Raw genomic sequence first — 17,194 nt, 5'->3', positions numbered from 1 at the left:
CGCCTGAGGGCGGCTTTTTTATTTGGAGCGACATATGTCGGCAGCAAACCAAACCCTGGGCAAGGACATCCGCGTCGTCATCACGACGGCCACCGGCAACTTGAACATTCCCACCACGGCGATCATGAAGTTCGACGCCCAACCCGTCACCACCGAGGAAAAGCGCACCGGCCTGGACGGCGAAGCGCGCCACACGGTCACGCACAACGGCTGGAAGGGTTCGTTCGAAATCGACCGCTTCGACAGCACGCTGGACGATTTCTGGGCCCAGGCCGAAGCCAATTACTACAACGGCATGAACGTGCCGTACGGCTTCATCCAGGAAACCATCCAGGAACCCAACGGCGGCGTCTCGCAGTACCGCTATGAAAAAGTGGTCTACAAGCTGACCGAGCTGGGTGCCCGCGAAGGCGACAAGACCGTCAAGATGAAACTGGAATTCATGGCCTCGCGCCGCTTGAAAGTCCAGTAAGCCCGGTGCTGCAAGGCGCGCGTCCATTCGGCCGCGCGCCATTTTTTATCGAACAGGAACTGCAATGAACAAACCAACTATTTCCATCGAGACGGTGTCGGACGACATCGTCAAGGCCGCCAATGCGGTCGCCACCGTCGCCGCCGGCGGCCTGCGCATCGGCCTGAAGAAGCCGAACGTGCTGCGCCAGTACCAGATCGTCGAGACGGTCGGCGCTGCGGCGCGCAACGAGGTCTACATGGGCATGGTCATGCCGCTGCTGTGGGTGACGCACATCGACGGCGACGACCAGCCGCCGCCATCGACCAAGCGCGAGCTCGAAGCGCTGATCTCGCGCCTGGGCGAGGACGGCGTCAGTGCCGTCATGCACCACGTGGCGGAGCAGGCCGGCGTTGCCGTGTCCGAGGCCGCCGTAAAAAACTAGCACGGAACCCCGCATTCGCCACGGTGGTGTACCTGGTGAAGAACGGGGTTCCGTTCGATGTGGCGTTGAGCCTGCCGGAAGAAGTCGGCACTGCCTGGGCGATTGCCCTGGGCGAGCAAGAGGGCGGCGAATTCGATTTCGCCGCGATGCGTTGGATGCCCAGGAAGTAAGGGCGCGATCTACAGGAGTTCCCATGGCAGGACCATACATTTCAATGATCAATCTGCGGCTGACAACCGAGACCGGCCAGGCGCTGATCGATCTCGCCAAGCGGCTCAAGGACGTCGACGACGCCGCCAGGAAGACCAAGACCGGCATGGCAGGGCTGGAAGAGGCGTTCAAGAAAATCAAGGAGAAGGGCGCGTTCGGCAAGGGCGTGGCCGGCGTGGGCTTGGGCATGTTTGAACAGCTCAAGAAGCCGTATGAGGAAGCCGCCAAGGCCGCCCAGGCCCAGGCGAATTTCGAGACGCTCAACCTGGGCGCGCAAGCCAACGCCGACGTCTACGCCAAGGCCGCCGCCGTGTCGCACCAGGTGCTGGGCAGCGGCATCGCCGACAACATCACCCGCGTGCGCGAACTGCATGGCGTGCTGGGCGATCTGCCGCAATCGCTGGCGCTGTCCGGCGACTTTGCCCAGTACGCTTTCGCGGCCACCGCCGCCAACGGCGGCAAGGAGGTCGAGGGCCAGACGGTCAACGCCGCCAAGGCCCTGTCGCTGCGCGGCGGCAACCTGAGTGCTTCCGCACCGGCGCTGCGCGAGGAGCTGGACTTGCAATCGCGGGTAAGCCTCGCCAGCGGCGGCAAGGTCGGCGGTGCGGAATTCGTTGCGGCCGGCAAGGCCGGCAAGCAAGCCTACCAGCACTACGACAAGGAATATTTGTACGGCCAGTTTTCCGCCTACATGGCGCAATCGTCGGGCGAAACGGCCGGCGCCAACGGCCAGGCCGCCTACGCGACGCTGGTGGGAGGCGGCATGGACGGCAAGGCCAAGGGCTTTCTGTCCCAGCTGGGCCTGTTGCAGGCGCAGGGCAAGGGCCATCCCGGCCCCGCCGGCCTGAGCGCGGCCAACGCCGGGCTGATGGCGCACCGGCCGGACAAGTTCATCGGCGAGGTGCTGGTGCCGGCCATGCGCAAAAAATACGGCAAGATCGGCAACGAGCAGATGGCGTCGTTGCTGGAGAAGAAATTCGACCAGCCGACCGCGCGTTTCCTGGGCGACCAGATCGTCAACCAGCCGCGCCTGCAAAACCAGGCGCAGGCTTACCAGAAGGCCGGTGGCTACGGCGGCGCCTATCAGAGTGCGCTGCAATCGCCGAAGGGTGCGGAAATGGCGGCGGCGCAGGCCTGGAAGAATCTGCTGACGGTGATCGGCAGCGCCTACCTGCCGCGCGTCGTCGGAGGCCTGACGTCGCTGGCGCACGGCCTCGACAAGCTGGGCGCGCTGCTGGAGGAGTATCCGGGGCTGACTACGGGGCTGGTCTACGGCTTCGGCCTGCTGGCCGCCGCGCTGGCGATCGGCGGCACGGTCAGCATGCTGACCGCCTGCCTGGGCGGGCTGGCCACGGCGGGCACCATCATCGTGGCGGCGCTGGCGCCTGTGGGTGTCGTGCTCGGGGCGCTTGTTTCACCGATCGGCCTGTTGGTGGCCGCGTTGGCTGGCCTGTTATACCTCGTGTTGCGCAAACCGCCGCCCAAGCCGGAGACGCCGGATGCGCAGTCGGCTGTGCGGCCGCCATTCGCTGCATCCGGGCCTTATCTGGTCGGCTCGGCGCCGCTGCGTGCGGGCACTCCGGCACCCGTCAAGCTGTCGCCCGCCGTGCCTTACCAGACCTTCAGCCCGGTGCCGCCGCCGATGCCGGCGCCGGTGTTCAAGGTCGAAAACAAGCTTGACTATCGCAACATCACCACCCGCATCTTCCAGGAGGCGGGCACGCGCATGGCGCGGCCGCCAACCGGCCCCAACACTCACGACGGCAGCATGCACGCTCCGTCGGTCGCTTACGCAGGATAGACATCATGGCCAACACAGCATTTACCCTGACCCTGGGCAGCGAAACCTTCCAGGACTTTGAGATCCCGGAGAGCATCCCGCTCGGCGGCAAGCAGCAGCTGGTGGCGCACCAGCTGCCTGGCGGCGCGCGCGTGGTGCAAGCGATGGGCGCCGAGGACCAAGCCATCCAATGGAGCGGCGTGTTCCTCGGCGCCACGGCGCTGCAGCGCGCCCGCGCCATCGACCTGATGCGGGTGGAAGGCAAGCCGCAGCAGCTGGCCTTCTTCGAATACAAGTTCCGCGTCATCGTCAAGAGCTTCCAGTACAGCGTCGAGCAGCGCTACCGCTTGCGCTATACGCTGGAGCTGGACGTGATCGAAGACAGCACCCGGCCGCGGCCGGCCGCCAAGGCCGCCGACCTGAACGCCGCCATCAGCGCCGACGTCGCCAAGGCCGGCGCCATCGCCGCCAAGGTCGGCGATCCGAAACTGACCGGCTTGATGAAGACGATGAACGACAGCATCAAGTCGGTCGCCGATTTCGTCCAGGCCGGCAGCAAGGCCATCAACGGCGTGCTGGAACCGGTGCGCGGCGTCGCCACCCAGGTCAAGGGCATGATCGCCGAGGCCGGGGCGGTGCTGCAGACTGTTACCACGCTGGGCGGCATCCTGCCCAACAACCCTGTCGCGCAGCAGGCCGCCAGGCTGACCAAGCAACTGGACGCGGCCGTCAAGCTGCCGGACCTGCACCAGTTGCAGGCCGTGGTCGGCCGCATCGAAAGCAACCTGACGCGCGCATCGGGGGCGGTGACGTCCTTGCAGAAAGTGGTGGTCGGCGGCGAGAACCTGTTCAAGCTGGCCGCCAAAACCTACGGCGACGCCACCAAGTGGATCGCCATCGCCCAGGCCAACAAGGTCACGGACCCCAACGTCAAAGGGGTGCAGAGCGTGGCGGTGCCGCCGTCGCCGGCGGATACCGGTGGAGCACCCGTCCAATGATCAACCAGGCACAAGCAACCAGCAGCGGCAGCCGGCCGCGCGGCATGGTGTATGCCAACGGCGTGCCCTTGAGCGGCGTCCACAGCTTCGAGGTGGTCAACAACGCCTTCTTCCAGGCCGACACCTTTCATCTGACCATGCTGCTGTCGGCCCAGCCGCCCGGGCGCGGTGTGGATTTCTGGTCGCGCCAGGAACAGCTGGAGCTGGAGTTCCTGCTGGGCTTCCCGGACGATCCGGACACCCCGCGCAAGTCCGACCTGACCAGCTTCCTGCTGGGCTGCGCCGACGAGATCGAGATCGACCCCGGCGCCAACACCATAGTGCTGACGGGCCGCGATCTCAGCGCCAGGCTGATCGACTTCAAGCGTACCAAGGTGTTCAGCAGCGGCCAGCTGGTGGCGTCCGACGTCGTGACCCAGATCGCCAAGGCCCAGGGCCTGACGCCGGTGGTGACGCCGACCACGGTGGCGGCCGGCGGCTACTACCAGATCGTCAAGGCGCTGGTGGCGTCGGACGTGACGTACTGGGACATCGTCACCAAGCTGGCGCAGTACGAAGGCTACCAGGCCTATGTGCGCGGACGCGAGCTGCATTTCGAGCCGCGCGTGGCCAAGAGCGCCGACCCGTACGTGCTGCACTGGCAGGCGCCGCCGGCCGATGGCGGCGCTGCGGCATCGAACGCGATGGAGCTGAGCTTCCAGCGCAACCTGTCGCTGGCCAAGGATTTGCGCGTCAAGGTCTTGTCGTTCAACAGCAAGACCAACCAGGCGGTCAGCGAAGTGGCCGAGCGCAAGCGCGTGCAGCAGCAGGGCGGCGTGGCCGTGCCGTTCGGCGGCGAGCCGCAAGAGTACGTGCGCACTTTTCCCAACCTGGACGCCAGCCGGGCGCAAGCCAAGGCCAAGGCCATCCTGCAGGAATTGTCGGCGCACGAAATGAGCCTGTCGGCCGAACTGCCGGGCGATGTGCTGCTGATGCCCACCAGCCTGATTCAGGTGACGGGCACCGGCAGCGCCTTCGACCAGGCATATTACACGGCCTCGGTCACGCGCCAGTACGCCTACGACGGCGGCTTCCGCATGAGCGTGGCCGCCAAGAACCAAACCCCGAACTCGTGAACGGAGAACCTCGCATGAACACACTCATCAACAGTATCCGGCTGGTGTCGCAGACGGCCGGGCAGGGCCTGGCGCGCACCCGCATCGGCACCGTCACCAGCTACGACCCCAACACCTACAGCGCCAAGGTGCTGCTGCAGCCGGAAGGCGTGGAGATCGGCTGGCTGCCGATCACCAGCGCCTGGAGCGGCAACGGCTGGGGCCTGTTCTGCCCGCCGACCTCGGGCGACACGGTGCAGCTGGAATTCCAGGAGGCCAGCATGGACGCCGGCCTGATCGTCGGCCGCTTCTACAGCGACCAGGCGCGGCCGCTGCCGGCGCCCAGCGGCGAGCTGTGGGCCGTGCACAAGAACGGCGCGCAGTTCAAGCTGCTCAACAGCGGCGCCGCAGTGTTCAGCGACGGCCACGGCGCCAGCATCACGCTCAACGGCGACGGCAGCATCACGTCGGCGGCGTCGAGCTGGAACCACAGCGGCACGTTCAAGCTCAGCGGTGACGCCACCATCAGCGGCAAGCTGGCCGTCAGCGCCGATGCGTCCATCACCGGCAAGCTGGCTGTCAGCGCCGACGCCAGCGTGGATGGCAAGCTCACCGTGGCAGGCGACGTCCGCGGCTCCGGCGTCAGCCTGCGCACCCATACCCATCCCGGCGTGCAGTCCGGCCCGGGGATGACGGGAGCACCGGTGTGAGCGATCTTTCCCACTACATCGGCGGCGATCTGGCGCTGTCCGTCACCGGCGACCTGGCATTGAGCAGCGGCACGCTGGAAGGCCAGCAGCGCATCCTGCGGCGCCTGCTGACCAACGCCGGCGACTACCTCTGGCACCTGGACTACGGCGCCGGCGCCTCGCAGGAAATCGGCAAGACGCTGGACGCCGGCCGCCTGCGCGCGCTGATCCGCGAGCAATTGTTTAACGAGACCATCGTCTCACACCAGCCTGATCCGGTCATCCTGATCAGTCCCATCGACCACGGCATCAGCGTGCGCATCCAGTACGTCGATGCCGAGGTCCGGCAGCCGGTCAATCTGGCATTCAACATCAACAGGTAAGCCATGACTATCACTACCAAGACCTTCTCCACGCTGGTTGCCGACCAGGTGGCCGCGATCCAGGCCAAGACGTCCAGCCTGATCGACTTCACCGTCGGCTCCATGCTGCGCGCGCTGGTGGAAACCAACGCCGCCCTCGGCCTGTGGCTGCAGGCCATCGCGGTGCAACTGCTGTCGACGATGCGCGCCGCGACCGCCAGCGACGCCGATCTCGACAGCTGGATCGCCGACTACGGCCTGGCGCGCCTGCCGGCCCTGCCGGCGGTGGGCGCCGTCACCTTCGCCCGCTTCACGCCGACCAGCCAGGCGCTGATCCCGTTCAGCACGCAGGTGCGCACGGCCGACGGCAGCCGCAGCTACACCGTCGCGGCCGACACCAGCCACCCGGCCTGGACGGCGGACGGCTATGTGCTGGCGGCCGGCGTGCCCAGCCTGACGGTGCCGGTGCGCGCCAACGTCGCCGAGGCGGCGGGCAACGCCGGCGCCGGCCAGGTCAGCGTGCTGTCGCAGGCGGTGACGTATGTCGACACCGTCAGCAACGCGCTGTCGTTCTCCGGCGGCGCCGACGCCGAAACCGACGCCGCGCTGCGGACCCGCTTCGTCGTCTATATCGCCTCGCTGTCGCGCGCCACCCGGGCCGCGATCGGCTACGCGATCAGCTCGGTGCAGCCGGGCGCGGTCTACACCATCACCGAGAACCAGCAGTACAACGGCACGGCCGATCTGGGCTACTTCTACGTGGTGGTGGACGACGGCTCCGGTGCGCCGTCGGCGGCCTTCATCAACGCCGTCAGCAGCGCCATCGAAGCGGTGCGGGCGATCACCACGCGCTTCGGCGTGTACACGCCGGTGATCGTGCCGGTCGCCGTCTCGCTGGCGGTGACGCTGGCTGCCGGCTACGACACCGTCGCCACGCGCGGCCAGGTGCAGGCCGCGATCCAGAACTACATCAACGCGCTGGCGCTGGGGCAGACGCTGACCTACACCCGGCTGGCGCAGGTGGCTTACGACACCTCGCCCGGCGTCACCAATGTGACGGCGATGCAGCTCAACGGCGGCAGCGCCGACGTCGCGGTGACGGCGCGGCAGGTGCTGAAGTTCTCGACCGTGACGGTGTCCTGATGGCGGCCGGGGACAACGGCGACATCGTCGCCCGCCTGAAGGCCACGCTGCCCACCTGGTTCAGCGACAGCACGCCGGTGCTGGACGCCTTGCTGTCCGGCTGGGCGGCAAGCTGGTCCTTCGTGTATGCGCTGCTGGCCTACGTCAGGCAGCAAAGCCGGCTGCTGACCGCCAGCGACGGCTGGCTGGACATGATCGCGGGCGACTTCTTCGGCCTTGGTTTGCAGCGCCAGCCGTACCAGACCGACCAAAGCTACCGGACCGCGATCCAGGCCAACATCTTCCGCGAGCGGGGCACGCGCGCCGGTGTGGTCAAGCTGTGCCAGGACATCACCGGCCGCACGCCCATCCTGATCGAGTCGGGGCGGCCGCAGGATTACGGCGCGTATGGCCAGCCCACCGGTTTCTACGGCCGGGGCCGTTACGGCACGCTGAGCACGACGCCTTACGAGTGTTTCGTCAAGGTGTACCGGCCGCTGCCGGGCACGCCGCAATATGGCATCGCCGACGCCGACATCTACGCCGCCATCGACGCGGTGCGGCCGCATAACGTGACGGTCTGGGTGCAGCTGCTGTAAGGGCTGCCGCGTTTTTTTATCCACAAGGCCGCTACCCGCGGCCTTTTTTCTTTCAGGAGCAGTATGGATCGCGCAACTGTTTATAACGGTGAGGAACTGATCGAGACCGACATTTTGAACGGCAACAAGTTCGCCATGGTCGGTCTCGCCAAACTCGCCCAGGCCGTGCTGGGCACGGCGCCGGTGTTGCAAGGCCTGGCGTGCACGCCGGGCACGGGCCTGACGGCGGCGATCGCCGCCGGCCAGGTGTATCAAATGGCGGCGGTCGACGCGACGCCGTATTCGTCGCTGGGCGTCGATGCGCGCCAGGTGCTCAAGCAGGGCATCCTGGCCGACCCGATCGCGCTGCCCGTGCCGGCGCCTGGCACGGCCGGCAAGTCGATCAACTACCTGGTGCAGGTGCAGTTCCAGGAGGTCGATACGGGTGCGCTGGTGCTGCCGTTTTATAACGCCAGCAATCCGGCCATCCCCTACAGCGGCCCGGGTGGTTTGGGCACGTCCAGCATGACCATCCGTTGCGGCAAATGCGCGGTACAGGTCAAGGCCGGCGCGATGGCCAACACCGGTTCGCAAGTGACGCCGACGGCCGACGCCGGCTGGATCGGCGCCTACAGCGTGCAGGTGGACTACGGCATGACCACGGTGCCGGCGCCGAACATCGTGCCGGTGGCGGGGGCGCCGTTCCTGACGCTGGCGTTGCCGCAGGCCGCGCCGCTCAACAGCCCGGCCTTCACCGGCACGCCGACGGTACCGACGCCGGCGCCGGGCGACAGCAGCCAGAAGGCGGCCAGTTCTGCCTTCGTGGCGGCGGCGGTCAGCAGCGTCAACACGTCGCTGCTGTCGGTCATCAGCAATAACAACAAGGTGCAGGTTTCTGACATGTATTTTTACGGCCAACTCTAAGAGGACAACATGGCAAGCTATGTAGCAAAAGCGTCGCCCCCGGCGGCGACCTATACCACGCTGGGCACCATGCCTGGCGATATGACGGTCAACCTGATAGCCGTGAACCGCGATCAGATTAACGCGGTGACGGTGCGGGTGGGTATTTCGGCGGCGGTGGTCGCACCGTCGCCAATTCCGAATGCCGACTACATCGAACCGCCTGATCTGGTGATCCCGGCTGGGGGCAAGCTGGAGCTGACGGGCTATGCCCTGGCAACTGGCGAGGTAGTGACGATTTTTAACAGCGCGGCCACGGTGAGCTGGCGCGTACATGGACGATAGGAGCAATCATGGGACGTTTTTTATCAGGTAATTCCGGCGGCGCCGGCGGATCGTCGGCCACGCCGGCCATCACTACCACGCTGATCGCCGGCGAAGCGGTGCAGCAAGGCGACATCATCACCCAGGGGGGCGATGGCTTGGCGTACTGGGCCACCGACCCGGCCAAGTCTGGCGCGGGGGCCGCATTGCGGCCGGTGTTTTCCCAGACCGGTCTCACCGGTGGGTTGACGGGTGCGGTGAGCGTTACAGCACTGACGTTAACGCCGCAACAAGTGGCGTACCCCGCCGCCGCCAAGTCGGCGGTGCTGTCGAATGGCAATGTCGTACACGCTTGGGGGTGCGCGACTGCGCCATGGAACTCGGTCTTCATGATCACCGATGCTACTGGTTTGACACTGGTGCCGCCTACCTATGGACAAGCCAATTCAAGCGGTGGCTACGTCGGTCTTTGCGCGCTGGTTGGCGGCGGTTTTGTGATCTCGACCGCCAGCCAGGCAAACAGCTACAACACCTACTTTACGATTTACGATAACGTTGGCAATGTCACGACCGCAGCGACACGATTCGGCAGCGGTGGCCAGGTCGGCACCGGCTCTTACGAAGTCATGGCACTGCTTGGCCTGCAGAACGGCAACTTCGTGATGGTCGCCGACCTGTTTGGAGGCGCCGGCCAGATTCCGTATATGGGCGTGTTCACGCCGGGCGGTGCTACGGTGCTAGCCGCAGCCCCACTCGCAGCGCAATTGAGCGGGGGGCCGGCATCGTTCACCACAAGCATAGTACAACTCACCGGCGGCGGTTTTGGCATTGCGTTCTCGTCGGGGAGTGGGGGGCCGTGTGTCGCGCGCTACGCCACGTTCAATGCCGCAGGTGTGCAGCAAGGCACGACCGTCAATGGACGCAGTCAGGTATCTGGTTATGGCCAGTTGCAGGCGGTGGCCCTGGCCAATGGAAATTGGATGGCGGCGGAGGTCGTCAGTGGTCAGAATCCTTATGTGTATGTCTTCACTGCTGCCGGGCTACAACTCGGCAGCACGAACACCACGATAGATCCCAGTCCGGGATGGTCGACTCAGCTTGCGAAGCCTGTCCTGCTGTCTTCCGGAAATGTATTTTTGGCCTACACCGGCAACAGCTCGGCGACGGGGGTTTCCGGTCACGTATTGACGCCTGCCGGCGCAGCCTTGATCAGCATGGTGGGTGGCAATGCGCTGTCGACCGGAACCAGTGGCGTCGCGCCTGTTGCTGTCGCTTACGGTAATGACAGCGTGATTTTATACAGCGGTCTTGGGGCGACTCTTTCGTATCTGAAGTATGGGAATTCCCCAGTCGGCCCTTTCATCAACACCGTTGCCACGTCCAGCATCGCCGGAAACGTTGCCTCCCCCGTGGGGATACGCGTGCTGCCTGTGACGTTCCCCAATCAGGTCGCCAATACGATGTCTTTCCTCATCGCGAGCTTTCTACCGACACAGGTCGTCGTCGAAGGGCACTTCGCTTACCGGCAGGCGCAAACGCCGATTGGCGTCGCCACCGCCAGCGCGGCCCAAGGCGGGGCGGTGCCGGTCCAGATAACTGGCAACGCAACGCTGCGCTTGGGCTTCAGCCAACCATACGCCGTGGACGCCAACGCCGGTTCGCCGCCGGGGCAGCGCATGGTAGTAGTCGGCAATCAAGCGATTCTGTCCGGCGCGCAGCCGCCGCAGTCTCGCCGTCAAATTAACTAAGCGGAGAAATATATGACAACAGGATTTATCGGGGCGATGGCCAATTCGGGCACCCTCGCTTATACGGCGCCTGTCGACGCGAAGCTGATGATCACGGCTTCCGCATATGGCGGTAACGGTGCGTTATCGATCAATGGCGTTGCTACGGTGTACTGCACTCCCGGCACGAATATAGCCTTCAGCCATTTCATCGGCGCCGGACAGACTGTGGTGATTTCCGTCGCTACCTATGTATGTTGTTCCGTTTCCGTATTGGAGGGGTCTTAATCATGAAACTGATTTTCGTAAAAGAGAGTCTGGTCGTTGGAATTGGTTATGCCGCCGTACCCGCCGTGGCGATCCACTCCACAATCGCGGGAACGCAGCAGTACCAGCTGATGGACGATTTGCCGGTGGATATAGGCTGGAGCTGCAAGCTAGTCGATGAAGCTCCAGTCTTCACCCCGTCGACCGCGCTGCCGCCGCTCACGCCCATGACCGTGTACATGGCCTTCACCCCCGCCGAACGCATCGCCATCAAAGCCTCGAAAGACCCGATGGTCGCCGAGTTCTGGGCCATGTACCAGCTGTCGGTGCAGCTCGACAAGCCGACCGACCCCAACCTGGCCTCGGTGCGCGACATCATCGCCTACCTGGCCAAGCCGGCGTCGCCCGGCCCCGGCGGCGGAATCTTGGCGTCGCCGGAGCGGGTGCAGCAGATCCTGGCCGGCATCCCGCAGTAAAGAGCCAACGTTCAACACCACAGCCACCTTCGGGTGGCTTTTTTATGCCTGGAGAACATGCGCATGACACACGAAACCATCGAAACCGGCGCCGCCATGCTGGCCAAGACCGCGCCGCCCATCGCCGTCGTCGGCGCCGAATACATCGGCATCACGCTGCCGGAACTGGTCCACCTGGCGACCCTGTTCTACGTCGGCCTGATGATCGTCCACAAGTGCTGGCACATGTGGAAGGAATGGAAGACCGGCAAGATCACGTCCGAGTCGGAAGGGGAGTTGCCATGACCCCCGCCGACTTCATCGCCGCCATCGGCCCCCCCGCCCGCGCCTCGGCCGCCCGCACCCGGGTACCGGCCAGCTTCGCGCTCGCCGAGGCGGCACTTGAGTCCGGCTGGGGCGCGTCGCAGCTGGCGCTGCAAGCCCGCAACCTGTTCGGCGTCAAGGCCGATCCGTCCTGGCGCGGCGACGTGCTGCTGATGCCGACCCGCGAATTCCTCAAAGGCCAGTGGCAGATGCAGCCCGCCCGCTGGCGCAAGTATCCGGATTGGCAAGGTTGCATCGACGACCACGCCGCCTTCCTGCTGGCCAACCCGCGTTACAAGCCGGCGTTTTCCTGCCGCGGCGGCGAGGCGTTCGCGCGCGCGGTGGCCGCCGCCGGCTACGCCACCGATCCGCAATACGCCGACAAGCTGATCGCCGTGATGCGCGGCCGCCAACTGTCCATCTTTGACCGTCCGGAGGCGCCATGAAATCCGCCTTCCTGACCCCGCTGATCACCGAGTGCGTCGACGACCTGGCCGCCGGCGGACGCGGCACCTGGCGCGTGATGGCGCCGTTCCGCTATCAATCTGAAATCCTCGGCCGGGTGATCGAAGTCGAAGCCGGCTTCCTGACCGACTACGCCAGCGTGCCGCGCCTGCCGGTGCTGTACCTGCTGTTCGGCGACACCTCGCACAAGGCGGCCGTGATCCACGACTGGCTCTACCATCACCACGAGGTGTGCGACGAAGCCACCGCCAACCGCGTGCTGCGCGAGGCGTCGGAGGCCGACGGCATTCCGGCCTGGCGCCGCCTGGGTATTTATCTGGGCGTCAAAATCGGCGGCACGCCGTCATGGAGGGCGGACGGCGCCGCTTAAAGCGCGCATATTATTGGTACACTGCTGCATCCGAAAATTCTGAAAGAAGAAAATGACATCCGGCCCACTGCCCAACAATGCGACCACCGAAGAAACCTGTTCCTGGTTAAGTGAACAGACCGGCACGCCATGGAACCTGGCGCGCTTGTTGGAGGCAGGCTTGACTCCCCATGTCTGGCTGGATTATTCGGAGGAATATGCCGGCTTATTTGCCGAGGGAATTACCCGCTATCCCGCACCGATATTCTTTATCGACGATACCCAGCGGCTTGCCGCCGGCAGCAGCGACGTATTAATCCGTATGACGCGCGATTCGGACAAGATAGTCTTCAAACTGAAACCGCCGGGTATCACCATGCCTTTGGATGCGCTGCGTTTCTTTCATCGGGATATAGCCAATGTATTGGAAAATATATTGAACCCGAAAGAAGAAGTTGTCGCGGCGCCTCCGAAGGAAATTCTCAAAGGGATTACCAAGGAAGAAGTGCTGCGCGTATTCGGCGGCATGGCCAAGCTGGATTGGGAAAAGTCGCTGGCGAGCGGCATCGGTATATTCGGCGATGACGGTGCGCGGGTCAGAAAGAATTCGCGCGCCGGGAAGAATACCCATCTGTGGAATCCGGTAACGCTGGCCTTGGGATTAAACGATGTCTATCGCGTACCGATGTCGCATTTGAAGAAGGCCTTCGCCACCCAGCCGGACCTGCGCCCCTGGAAACCGGCCTGGCTGGAGTCTCTGGCTCTGCTGGGAGAGTAAAATTATGCCAACAATTGGCTTGTTCGCGCCGCTTTCTGGCGCACGCCCGTAGGAGCAGCGGATGACGATAGACACGCTGAACTTCACGCCATGGTCCGCGCTGCTGGGCGGCATACTCATCGGCGCAGCGGCCGCGATGCTGATCTTGCTGAATGGCCGAATTGCCGGCATCAGCGGTATCTTGGGAGGATTATTGCGGCCCGCACGCGGCGATATTCTCTGGCGTGCTGCCTTTATTTTCGGGCTGATATTGGCGCCGATAGCCTATGGCGTATTTTACGCATGGCCCGAGATTCAGGCTGAGGCGGATACCCGAGCATTAATCATTGCCGGACTGCTGGTCGGCATCGGCACCCGATACGGTAGCGGCTGTACCAGCGGACATGGCGTTTGCGGAATATCCCGCCTGTCGCCGCGTTCCATCACGGCGACCATCGTTTTCATGGCGGCCGGCTTTGTTACTGTCTACTTGATAAGGCACTTATAATGGTTATCGCATTTCTGAGTGGACTGCTATTTGGCCTCGGCTTGATTATTTCGGGCATGGCCAATCCCGCCAAAGTACTCGGTTTTCTGGATTTGGCAGGAAAATGGGATCCTTCGCTGATATTCGTCATGTGCGGCGCCATCGCGGTGGGATTTTTTGCGTTTTTATATGCCGGCCGTCGTAAAACGACTTTGCTCGGCACTGAACTGAAATTACCCACTGCAACTAAAATCGATCGCCGTCTGGTAATCGGGTCGATATTATTCGGCGCAGGCTGGGGAATTGCGGGCTTTTGTCCCGGCCCGGCCTTGGTGGGACTCGGCATGGGCTTGCCGAAAGCGTTTCTTTTCGTGCTGGCGATGTTGGCCGGTATGGGGATTTTCGAGTTATTCGAACGCCGGCGCGGTGGATAAGTTACCGCTGCGACAAAATTGCGCAGCGGTCTATTTTGCTTTTAAAACAGTGGCTTAGCGTTGTCCAGTCCGGCTTGTTAACAAGCTTATCCACAGAATTTGTTAACAACCCGGGCGTTCAAGCAATCAGCGCAAGCCGGGCATGACCTGCACCTCGACGCCGGAGTACATCGCCGGCGCGTGATACACGCGCTGCGTAGCCTTCTGGAAGTCCTCGGGCTTGGCCTTTGGAATGTCCACGAAAGTTTGAGGATTCAGGTCCACCAGCGGGAACCACGAGCTCTGGATCTGCACCATGATGCGGTGGCCGCGCCGGAAAGTGTGGTTGACGTCGCTCATCGCGTAGTTGACGGCCTCCACTTTGCCCGGCGTGAACGGCTCCGGTTTTTCGAAGCTGTTGCGGAACTTGCCGCGCAGCGGATCGCCGCGCACCAGTTGCTGGTAGCCTGCCATGGTCAGCGTCGGTTTCGGCACGTCGGGGCCGCGCTCCTCGTCGTCGCCGCCGCCCGGATACTCGGCAGGATAAACGTCGATCAGCTTGACGACCCAGTCGGCATCGGTGCCGGTGGTGGAGACGAACAGCTTGGGCTTGACCGGCCCGGCCAGCGTGACGTCCTCTTCCAGCACCTCGCTGCGATAGGTCAGCACGTCCGGACGCGACGACGCGAAGCGCTGGTCGCCGACCATGTATTCCTTCGGCGCACCCTGTGCCGGATAGGCCGTGAACGGCACCGGCTTGCGCGGATCGGCCACGTATTCATCGTAGGCTTCGCCCGCCGCAGGCTGCTTCCAGCCCAGCGTGCCATTCGGCCCCAGGAACAGCGTGCGCGCCTGCGTTTGCTTGGGCGGCCAGGCGGCGTAGTTGCGCCAGACATTGCTGCCGGTCTCGAACGCATACACCTCCGACACGTTCTTGTTGGCCACGCCTTTGAGGTGCTGCTCGAAGAACGGATACAGGATATTGCTGCGGAATTGCTCGCCGGTCTTGGCGTCGAACTTGACGTAGCCGAGGGTTTTGCCGTCGGCGCGGCCCCAGGCGCCGTGCGACCACGGGCCCATCACCAGGCCGTTGTAGATGCCGGGATTGTTGCGCTTGATGCTGCTGTAGGTGGTCAGCGGGCCTTGCAGGTCTTCGGCGTCATACCAGCCGCCGACGGTCAGCACGGCGGCCTTGATGTTTTTCAGGTGCGGCGCGATGTTGCGGGTTTTCCAGAATTCGTCGTAGGTCGAATGCTCGATGGTCGGCTGCAGCAGCGCGCGCTGTTTTGCCGACATGGTGCCGAGGATGTTGGACAGCGTCAGGTGCTTGAGGAAGAACTCGTAGCCGTCGGCGGTGCCGTAGTCGAAGCGGTCCCAGGTTTTCGGCAGCGGCGTCGGATTTTCCGCTTCCACGAAGGCCGAGTAGAAATCGAAGTTCGCCGCCAGCATAAAGGCGCCGCCGTGATACGAGTCGTCGTTCATGTACAGGTCGGTGACGGGCGCCTGCGGCGACGCCGCCTTGATCGCCGGATGCGAATCGATGATGCTGGCCGACGTGTAGAAGCCCGGATACGAGGTGCCCAGGATGCCGACCTTGCCGTTGTTGTTGGCGACGTTCTTCAGCAGCCACTCGACGGTGTCGTGCATGTCTTCGCTTTCGTTGCCCTGGCCCTTGGCGCGGCTGGGCGCAAGGTGCGGCGTCATCTCGACCCATTTGCCTTCGGACATATAGCGTCCGCGCACGTCCTGCTTGACGAAGATGTAGCCGCTGTTCTCGAAGTCCTGCGACGGGCCGATGTGCTCGGGGTAGAAGTCGACGCCATAGTGCAGCTCGCCGCCCGACTGCACGCCCGCGCTGTAAGGCGTGCGCTGGATCAGGAAGGGATAGGTCTTGCCGGCATCCTTGGGCACGTAGACGGCGGTGAACAGGCGCACGCCATCGCGCATCGGGATGCGGAACTCGTACTTCGTGTAGTGCTCGCGCAGGCTGTATTTCGGCGACGCGCCGGCATCGGCGGCGCTGGCCTGGATGGTGAGGCAGCCCAGCATCAGGGCGAGGGCAAGGGCGGTAAGACGGGGTTTCATGAGTTCCTTGTTGGATGAAGAAGTCAAAACCCGCCTAGTGTAATGCCAGTGGATAACTTTAGCTGCGACAAATTTGCGCAACGAATATTTTCCTTTTTAAATCAGCGACTTGTCCACGCCGACCTTCCTTTGTTAACAGCCTTATCCACAGAATTTGTTAACAACCCGGATCTTCAATCGCGGTTGCACTTTTTTACAAATTTCAAGTTGTGTGAGGGATCGTACAGTTGTCCAGGGGATATCAAATTATTCTCCTTGCACCGAATAAATGTTTTCGGTAACGACAATTGCTCAACTATCTACTCCACGGAAAAAAAATGAAAATCAAAAATGTAATGCTTGCCTCGCTGTTGGTCGGCGCCAGCCTGTTCGGCTCGTCCGCTTTCGCGTTGGGGAAAAACGTGACGGTCAATCTGGCGGCCGATGGCGATGGCGGCTACAACGCCCACTTCGGCAACAACTTCAGCGGCCTGAACGCTGGCAGCCTGTTCAGCGACTTCTACAATTTTGAACTGACTTCGACGTCGGACTCGTCAGGCTCCCTCACTTCCAGCTACCTGAAATCGAGCACTGTCAAAGACTTGCTGATCACCGGCTTCACGCTGCTCCAATACAATGCTGCCGGCAGCGCTGTCATTCACACCTACTCCGGCGTCAACACCACCGGCGGCGGCCTGCACCCGACCGACAACTGGGAATTGAGCGCGCTGGGTCTTGGCGCAGGCAAATACGCGATCGAAGTTGACGGCCTGGTGGTGGGCAATGGCGGCGGTTCCTATGGTTCGGACCTGACCATTGCGATCGCCGCGGTTCCGGAACCGGAAACCTACGGCATGATGTTCGCCGGCCTGGCGCTGCTGGGCGTCGTTGCGCGTCGCAAGCAAAACAGCAAGGCGTAATTCTTCGCCT

At 63.5% G+C, this 17,194-nt stretch carries 23 protein-coding genes; 22 read left to right on the top strand and 1 reads right to left on the bottom strand.

Features of this window, described 5'->3' with window-relative positions; genetic code table 11:
* Window positions 1-34: 34 nt before the first annotated feature.
* The 21 genes from DUGA2_RS11690 to DUGA2_RS11595 all read left to right on the top strand — a co-directional run bounded on the left by DUGA2_RS11690 (window position 35) and on the right by DUGA2_RS11595 (window position 14,221).
* The gene (locus DUGA2_RS11690) at window positions 35-472 is read left to right on the top strand and encodes a hypothetical protein (RefSeq protein ID WP_008447387.1); all 438 of its coding nucleotides are present in this window, start codon (window positions 35-37) and stop codon (window positions 470-472) included.
* Between the two features lie 64 nt (window positions 473-536).
* A complete protein-coding gene (locus DUGA2_RS11685) occupies window positions 537-896 on the top strand; it encodes a hypothetical protein (protein WP_070269450.1) in 360 nt (119 codons plus the stop codon).
* Between the two features lie 35 nt (window positions 897-931).
* Window positions 932-1,066 (top strand): hypothetical protein, encoded by a 135-nt coding sequence (locus DUGA2_RS34790; protein ID WP_268878369.1) that lies wholly within the window; start codon window positions 932-934, stop codon window positions 1,064-1,066.
* Window positions 1,067-1,089: 23 nt separating this feature from the next.
* Entirely contained in the window at window positions 1,090-2,907 is a 1,818-nt protein-coding gene (locus tag DUGA2_RS11680) for a hypothetical protein (protein WP_141753238.1), read from the top strand.
* 5 nt (window positions 2,908-2,912) lie between these two features.
* Window positions 2,913-3,884, top strand: coding sequence for a hypothetical protein (locus DUGA2_RS11675; RefSeq protein WP_070269448.1), 972 nt, complete (start codon window positions 2,913-2,915; stop codon window positions 3,882-3,884).
* Window positions 3,881-4,999, top strand: a complete 1,119-nt coding sequence (locus DUGA2_RS11670) for a phage late control D family protein (protein ID WP_070269447.1) — start codon at window positions 3,881-3,883, stop codon at window positions 4,997-4,999. The genes DUGA2_RS11675 and DUGA2_RS11670 overlap by 4 nt, the downstream gene beginning before the upstream one ends.
* 14 nt (window positions 5,000-5,013) lie before the next feature.
* Window positions 5,014-5,688, top strand: a complete 675-nt coding sequence (locus DUGA2_RS11665; protein ID WP_070269446.1) for a phage baseplate assembly protein V — start codon at window positions 5,014-5,016, stop codon at window positions 5,686-5,688.
* A complete protein-coding gene (locus tag DUGA2_RS11660; protein WP_070269445.1) occupies window positions 5,685-6,050 on the top strand; it encodes a phage tail protein in 366 nt (121 codons plus the stop codon). Before DUGA2_RS11665 ends, DUGA2_RS11660 begins: the two co-directional genes overlap by 4 nt.
* Before the next feature lie 3 nt (window positions 6,051-6,053).
* Window positions 6,054-7,172, top strand: a complete 1,119-nt coding sequence (locus DUGA2_RS11655; RefSeq protein WP_070269444.1) for a baseplate J/gp47 family protein — start codon at window positions 6,054-6,056, stop codon at window positions 7,170-7,172.
* Window positions 7,172-7,750 (top strand): hypothetical protein, encoded by a 579-nt coding sequence (locus DUGA2_RS11650; protein ID WP_070269443.1) that lies wholly within the window; start codon window positions 7,172-7,174, stop codon window positions 7,748-7,750. The genes DUGA2_RS11655 and DUGA2_RS11650 overlap by 1 nt, the downstream gene beginning before the upstream one ends.
* 63 nt (window positions 7,751-7,813) lie before the next feature.
* Window positions 7,814-8,653 carry a hypothetical protein gene (locus DUGA2_RS11645; protein WP_070269442.1) on the top strand — a complete coding sequence of 280 codons (840 nt, stop codon included), beginning with the start codon at window positions 7,814-7,816 and terminating at the stop codon, window positions 8,651-8,653.
* A 9-nt stretch (window positions 8,654-8,662) separates the two neighbouring features.
* Window positions 8,663-8,977 (top strand): hypothetical protein, encoded by a 315-nt coding sequence (locus DUGA2_RS11640; protein ID WP_141753237.1) that lies wholly within the window; start codon window positions 8,663-8,665, stop codon window positions 8,975-8,977.
* An 8-nt stretch (window positions 8,978-8,985) separates the two neighbouring features.
* Complete coding sequence (locus DUGA2_RS11635; RefSeq protein WP_070269440.1) at window positions 8,986-10,704, top strand: hypothetical protein; 1,719 nt, start codon at window positions 8,986-8,988, stop codon at window positions 10,702-10,704.
* A gap of 12 nt (window positions 10,705-10,716) precedes the next feature.
* Window positions 10,717-10,971: a hypothetical protein gene (locus DUGA2_RS11630; RefSeq protein ID WP_070269439.1), complete on the top strand. Its 255-nt coding sequence runs from the start codon at window positions 10,717-10,719 to the stop codon at window positions 10,969-10,971.
* A 2-nt stretch (window positions 10,972-10,973) separates the two neighbouring features.
* Window positions 10,974-11,426, top strand: coding sequence for a hypothetical protein (locus tag DUGA2_RS11625; RefSeq protein ID WP_141753236.1), 453 nt, complete (start codon window positions 10,974-10,976; stop codon window positions 11,424-11,426).
* A gap of 63 nt (window positions 11,427-11,489) precedes the next feature.
* Complete coding sequence (locus DUGA2_RS11620; protein ID WP_168167780.1) at window positions 11,490-11,711, top strand: hypothetical protein; 222 nt, start codon at window positions 11,490-11,492, stop codon at window positions 11,709-11,711.
* Window positions 11,708-12,175, top strand: coding sequence for a glycoside hydrolase family 73 protein (locus DUGA2_RS11615; protein WP_070269436.1), 468 nt, complete (start codon window positions 11,708-11,710; stop codon window positions 12,173-12,175). The genes DUGA2_RS11620 and DUGA2_RS11615 overlap by 4 nt, the downstream gene beginning before the upstream one ends.
* On the top strand, window positions 12,172-12,564 hold the full coding sequence (locus DUGA2_RS11610) for a DUF1353 domain-containing protein (RefSeq protein WP_083296292.1): 393 nt from the start codon (window positions 12,172-12,174) through the stop codon (window positions 12,562-12,564). Before DUGA2_RS11615 ends, DUGA2_RS11610 begins: the two co-directional genes overlap by 4 nt.
* A gap of 52 nt (window positions 12,565-12,616) precedes the next feature.
* Window positions 12,617-13,321, top strand: a complete 705-nt coding sequence (locus DUGA2_RS11605; RefSeq protein ID WP_070269435.1) for a hypothetical protein — start codon at window positions 12,617-12,619, stop codon at window positions 13,319-13,321.
* 61 nt (window positions 13,322-13,382) lie between these two features.
* A complete protein-coding gene (locus DUGA2_RS11600; protein ID WP_070269434.1) occupies window positions 13,383-13,808 on the top strand; it encodes a YeeE/YedE family protein in 426 nt (141 codons plus the stop codon).
* Window positions 13,808-14,221 (top strand): DUF6691 family protein, encoded by a 414-nt coding sequence (locus tag DUGA2_RS11595; RefSeq protein WP_070269433.1) that lies wholly within the window; start codon window positions 13,808-13,810, stop codon window positions 14,219-14,221. The genes DUGA2_RS11600 and DUGA2_RS11595 overlap by 1 nt, the downstream gene beginning before the upstream one ends.
* A 126-nt stretch (window positions 14,222-14,347) precedes the next feature.
* Here the strand turns inward: DUGA2_RS11595 and DUGA2_RS11590 are convergent, their stop codons facing one another.
* Complete coding sequence (locus DUGA2_RS11590; protein WP_070269432.1) at window positions 14,348-16,285, bottom strand: CocE/NonD family hydrolase; 1,938 nt, start codon at window positions 16,283-16,285, stop codon at window positions 14,348-14,350.
* A gap of 317 nt (window positions 16,286-16,602) precedes the next feature.
* Here DUGA2_RS11590 and DUGA2_RS11585 point away from each other — a divergent pair, with 317 nt between their 5' ends.
* A complete protein-coding gene (locus DUGA2_RS11585) occupies window positions 16,603-17,184 on the top strand; it encodes an FxDxF family PEP-CTERM protein (protein WP_070269431.1) in 582 nt (193 codons plus the stop codon).
* The last annotated feature ends 10 nt before the right edge of the window (window positions 17,185-17,194 follow it).

This window comes from Duganella sp. HH101, from assembly GCF_001758795.1.
In the GTDB taxonomy this organism is placed as follows: domain Bacteria; phylum Pseudomonadota; class Gammaproteobacteria; order Burkholderiales; family Burkholderiaceae_D; genus Rugamonas; species Rugamonas rivuli.
The sequence above is the reverse complement of the archived record's forward strand: the minus strand, read 5'-3'. Positions and strand labels throughout refer to the sequence as shown.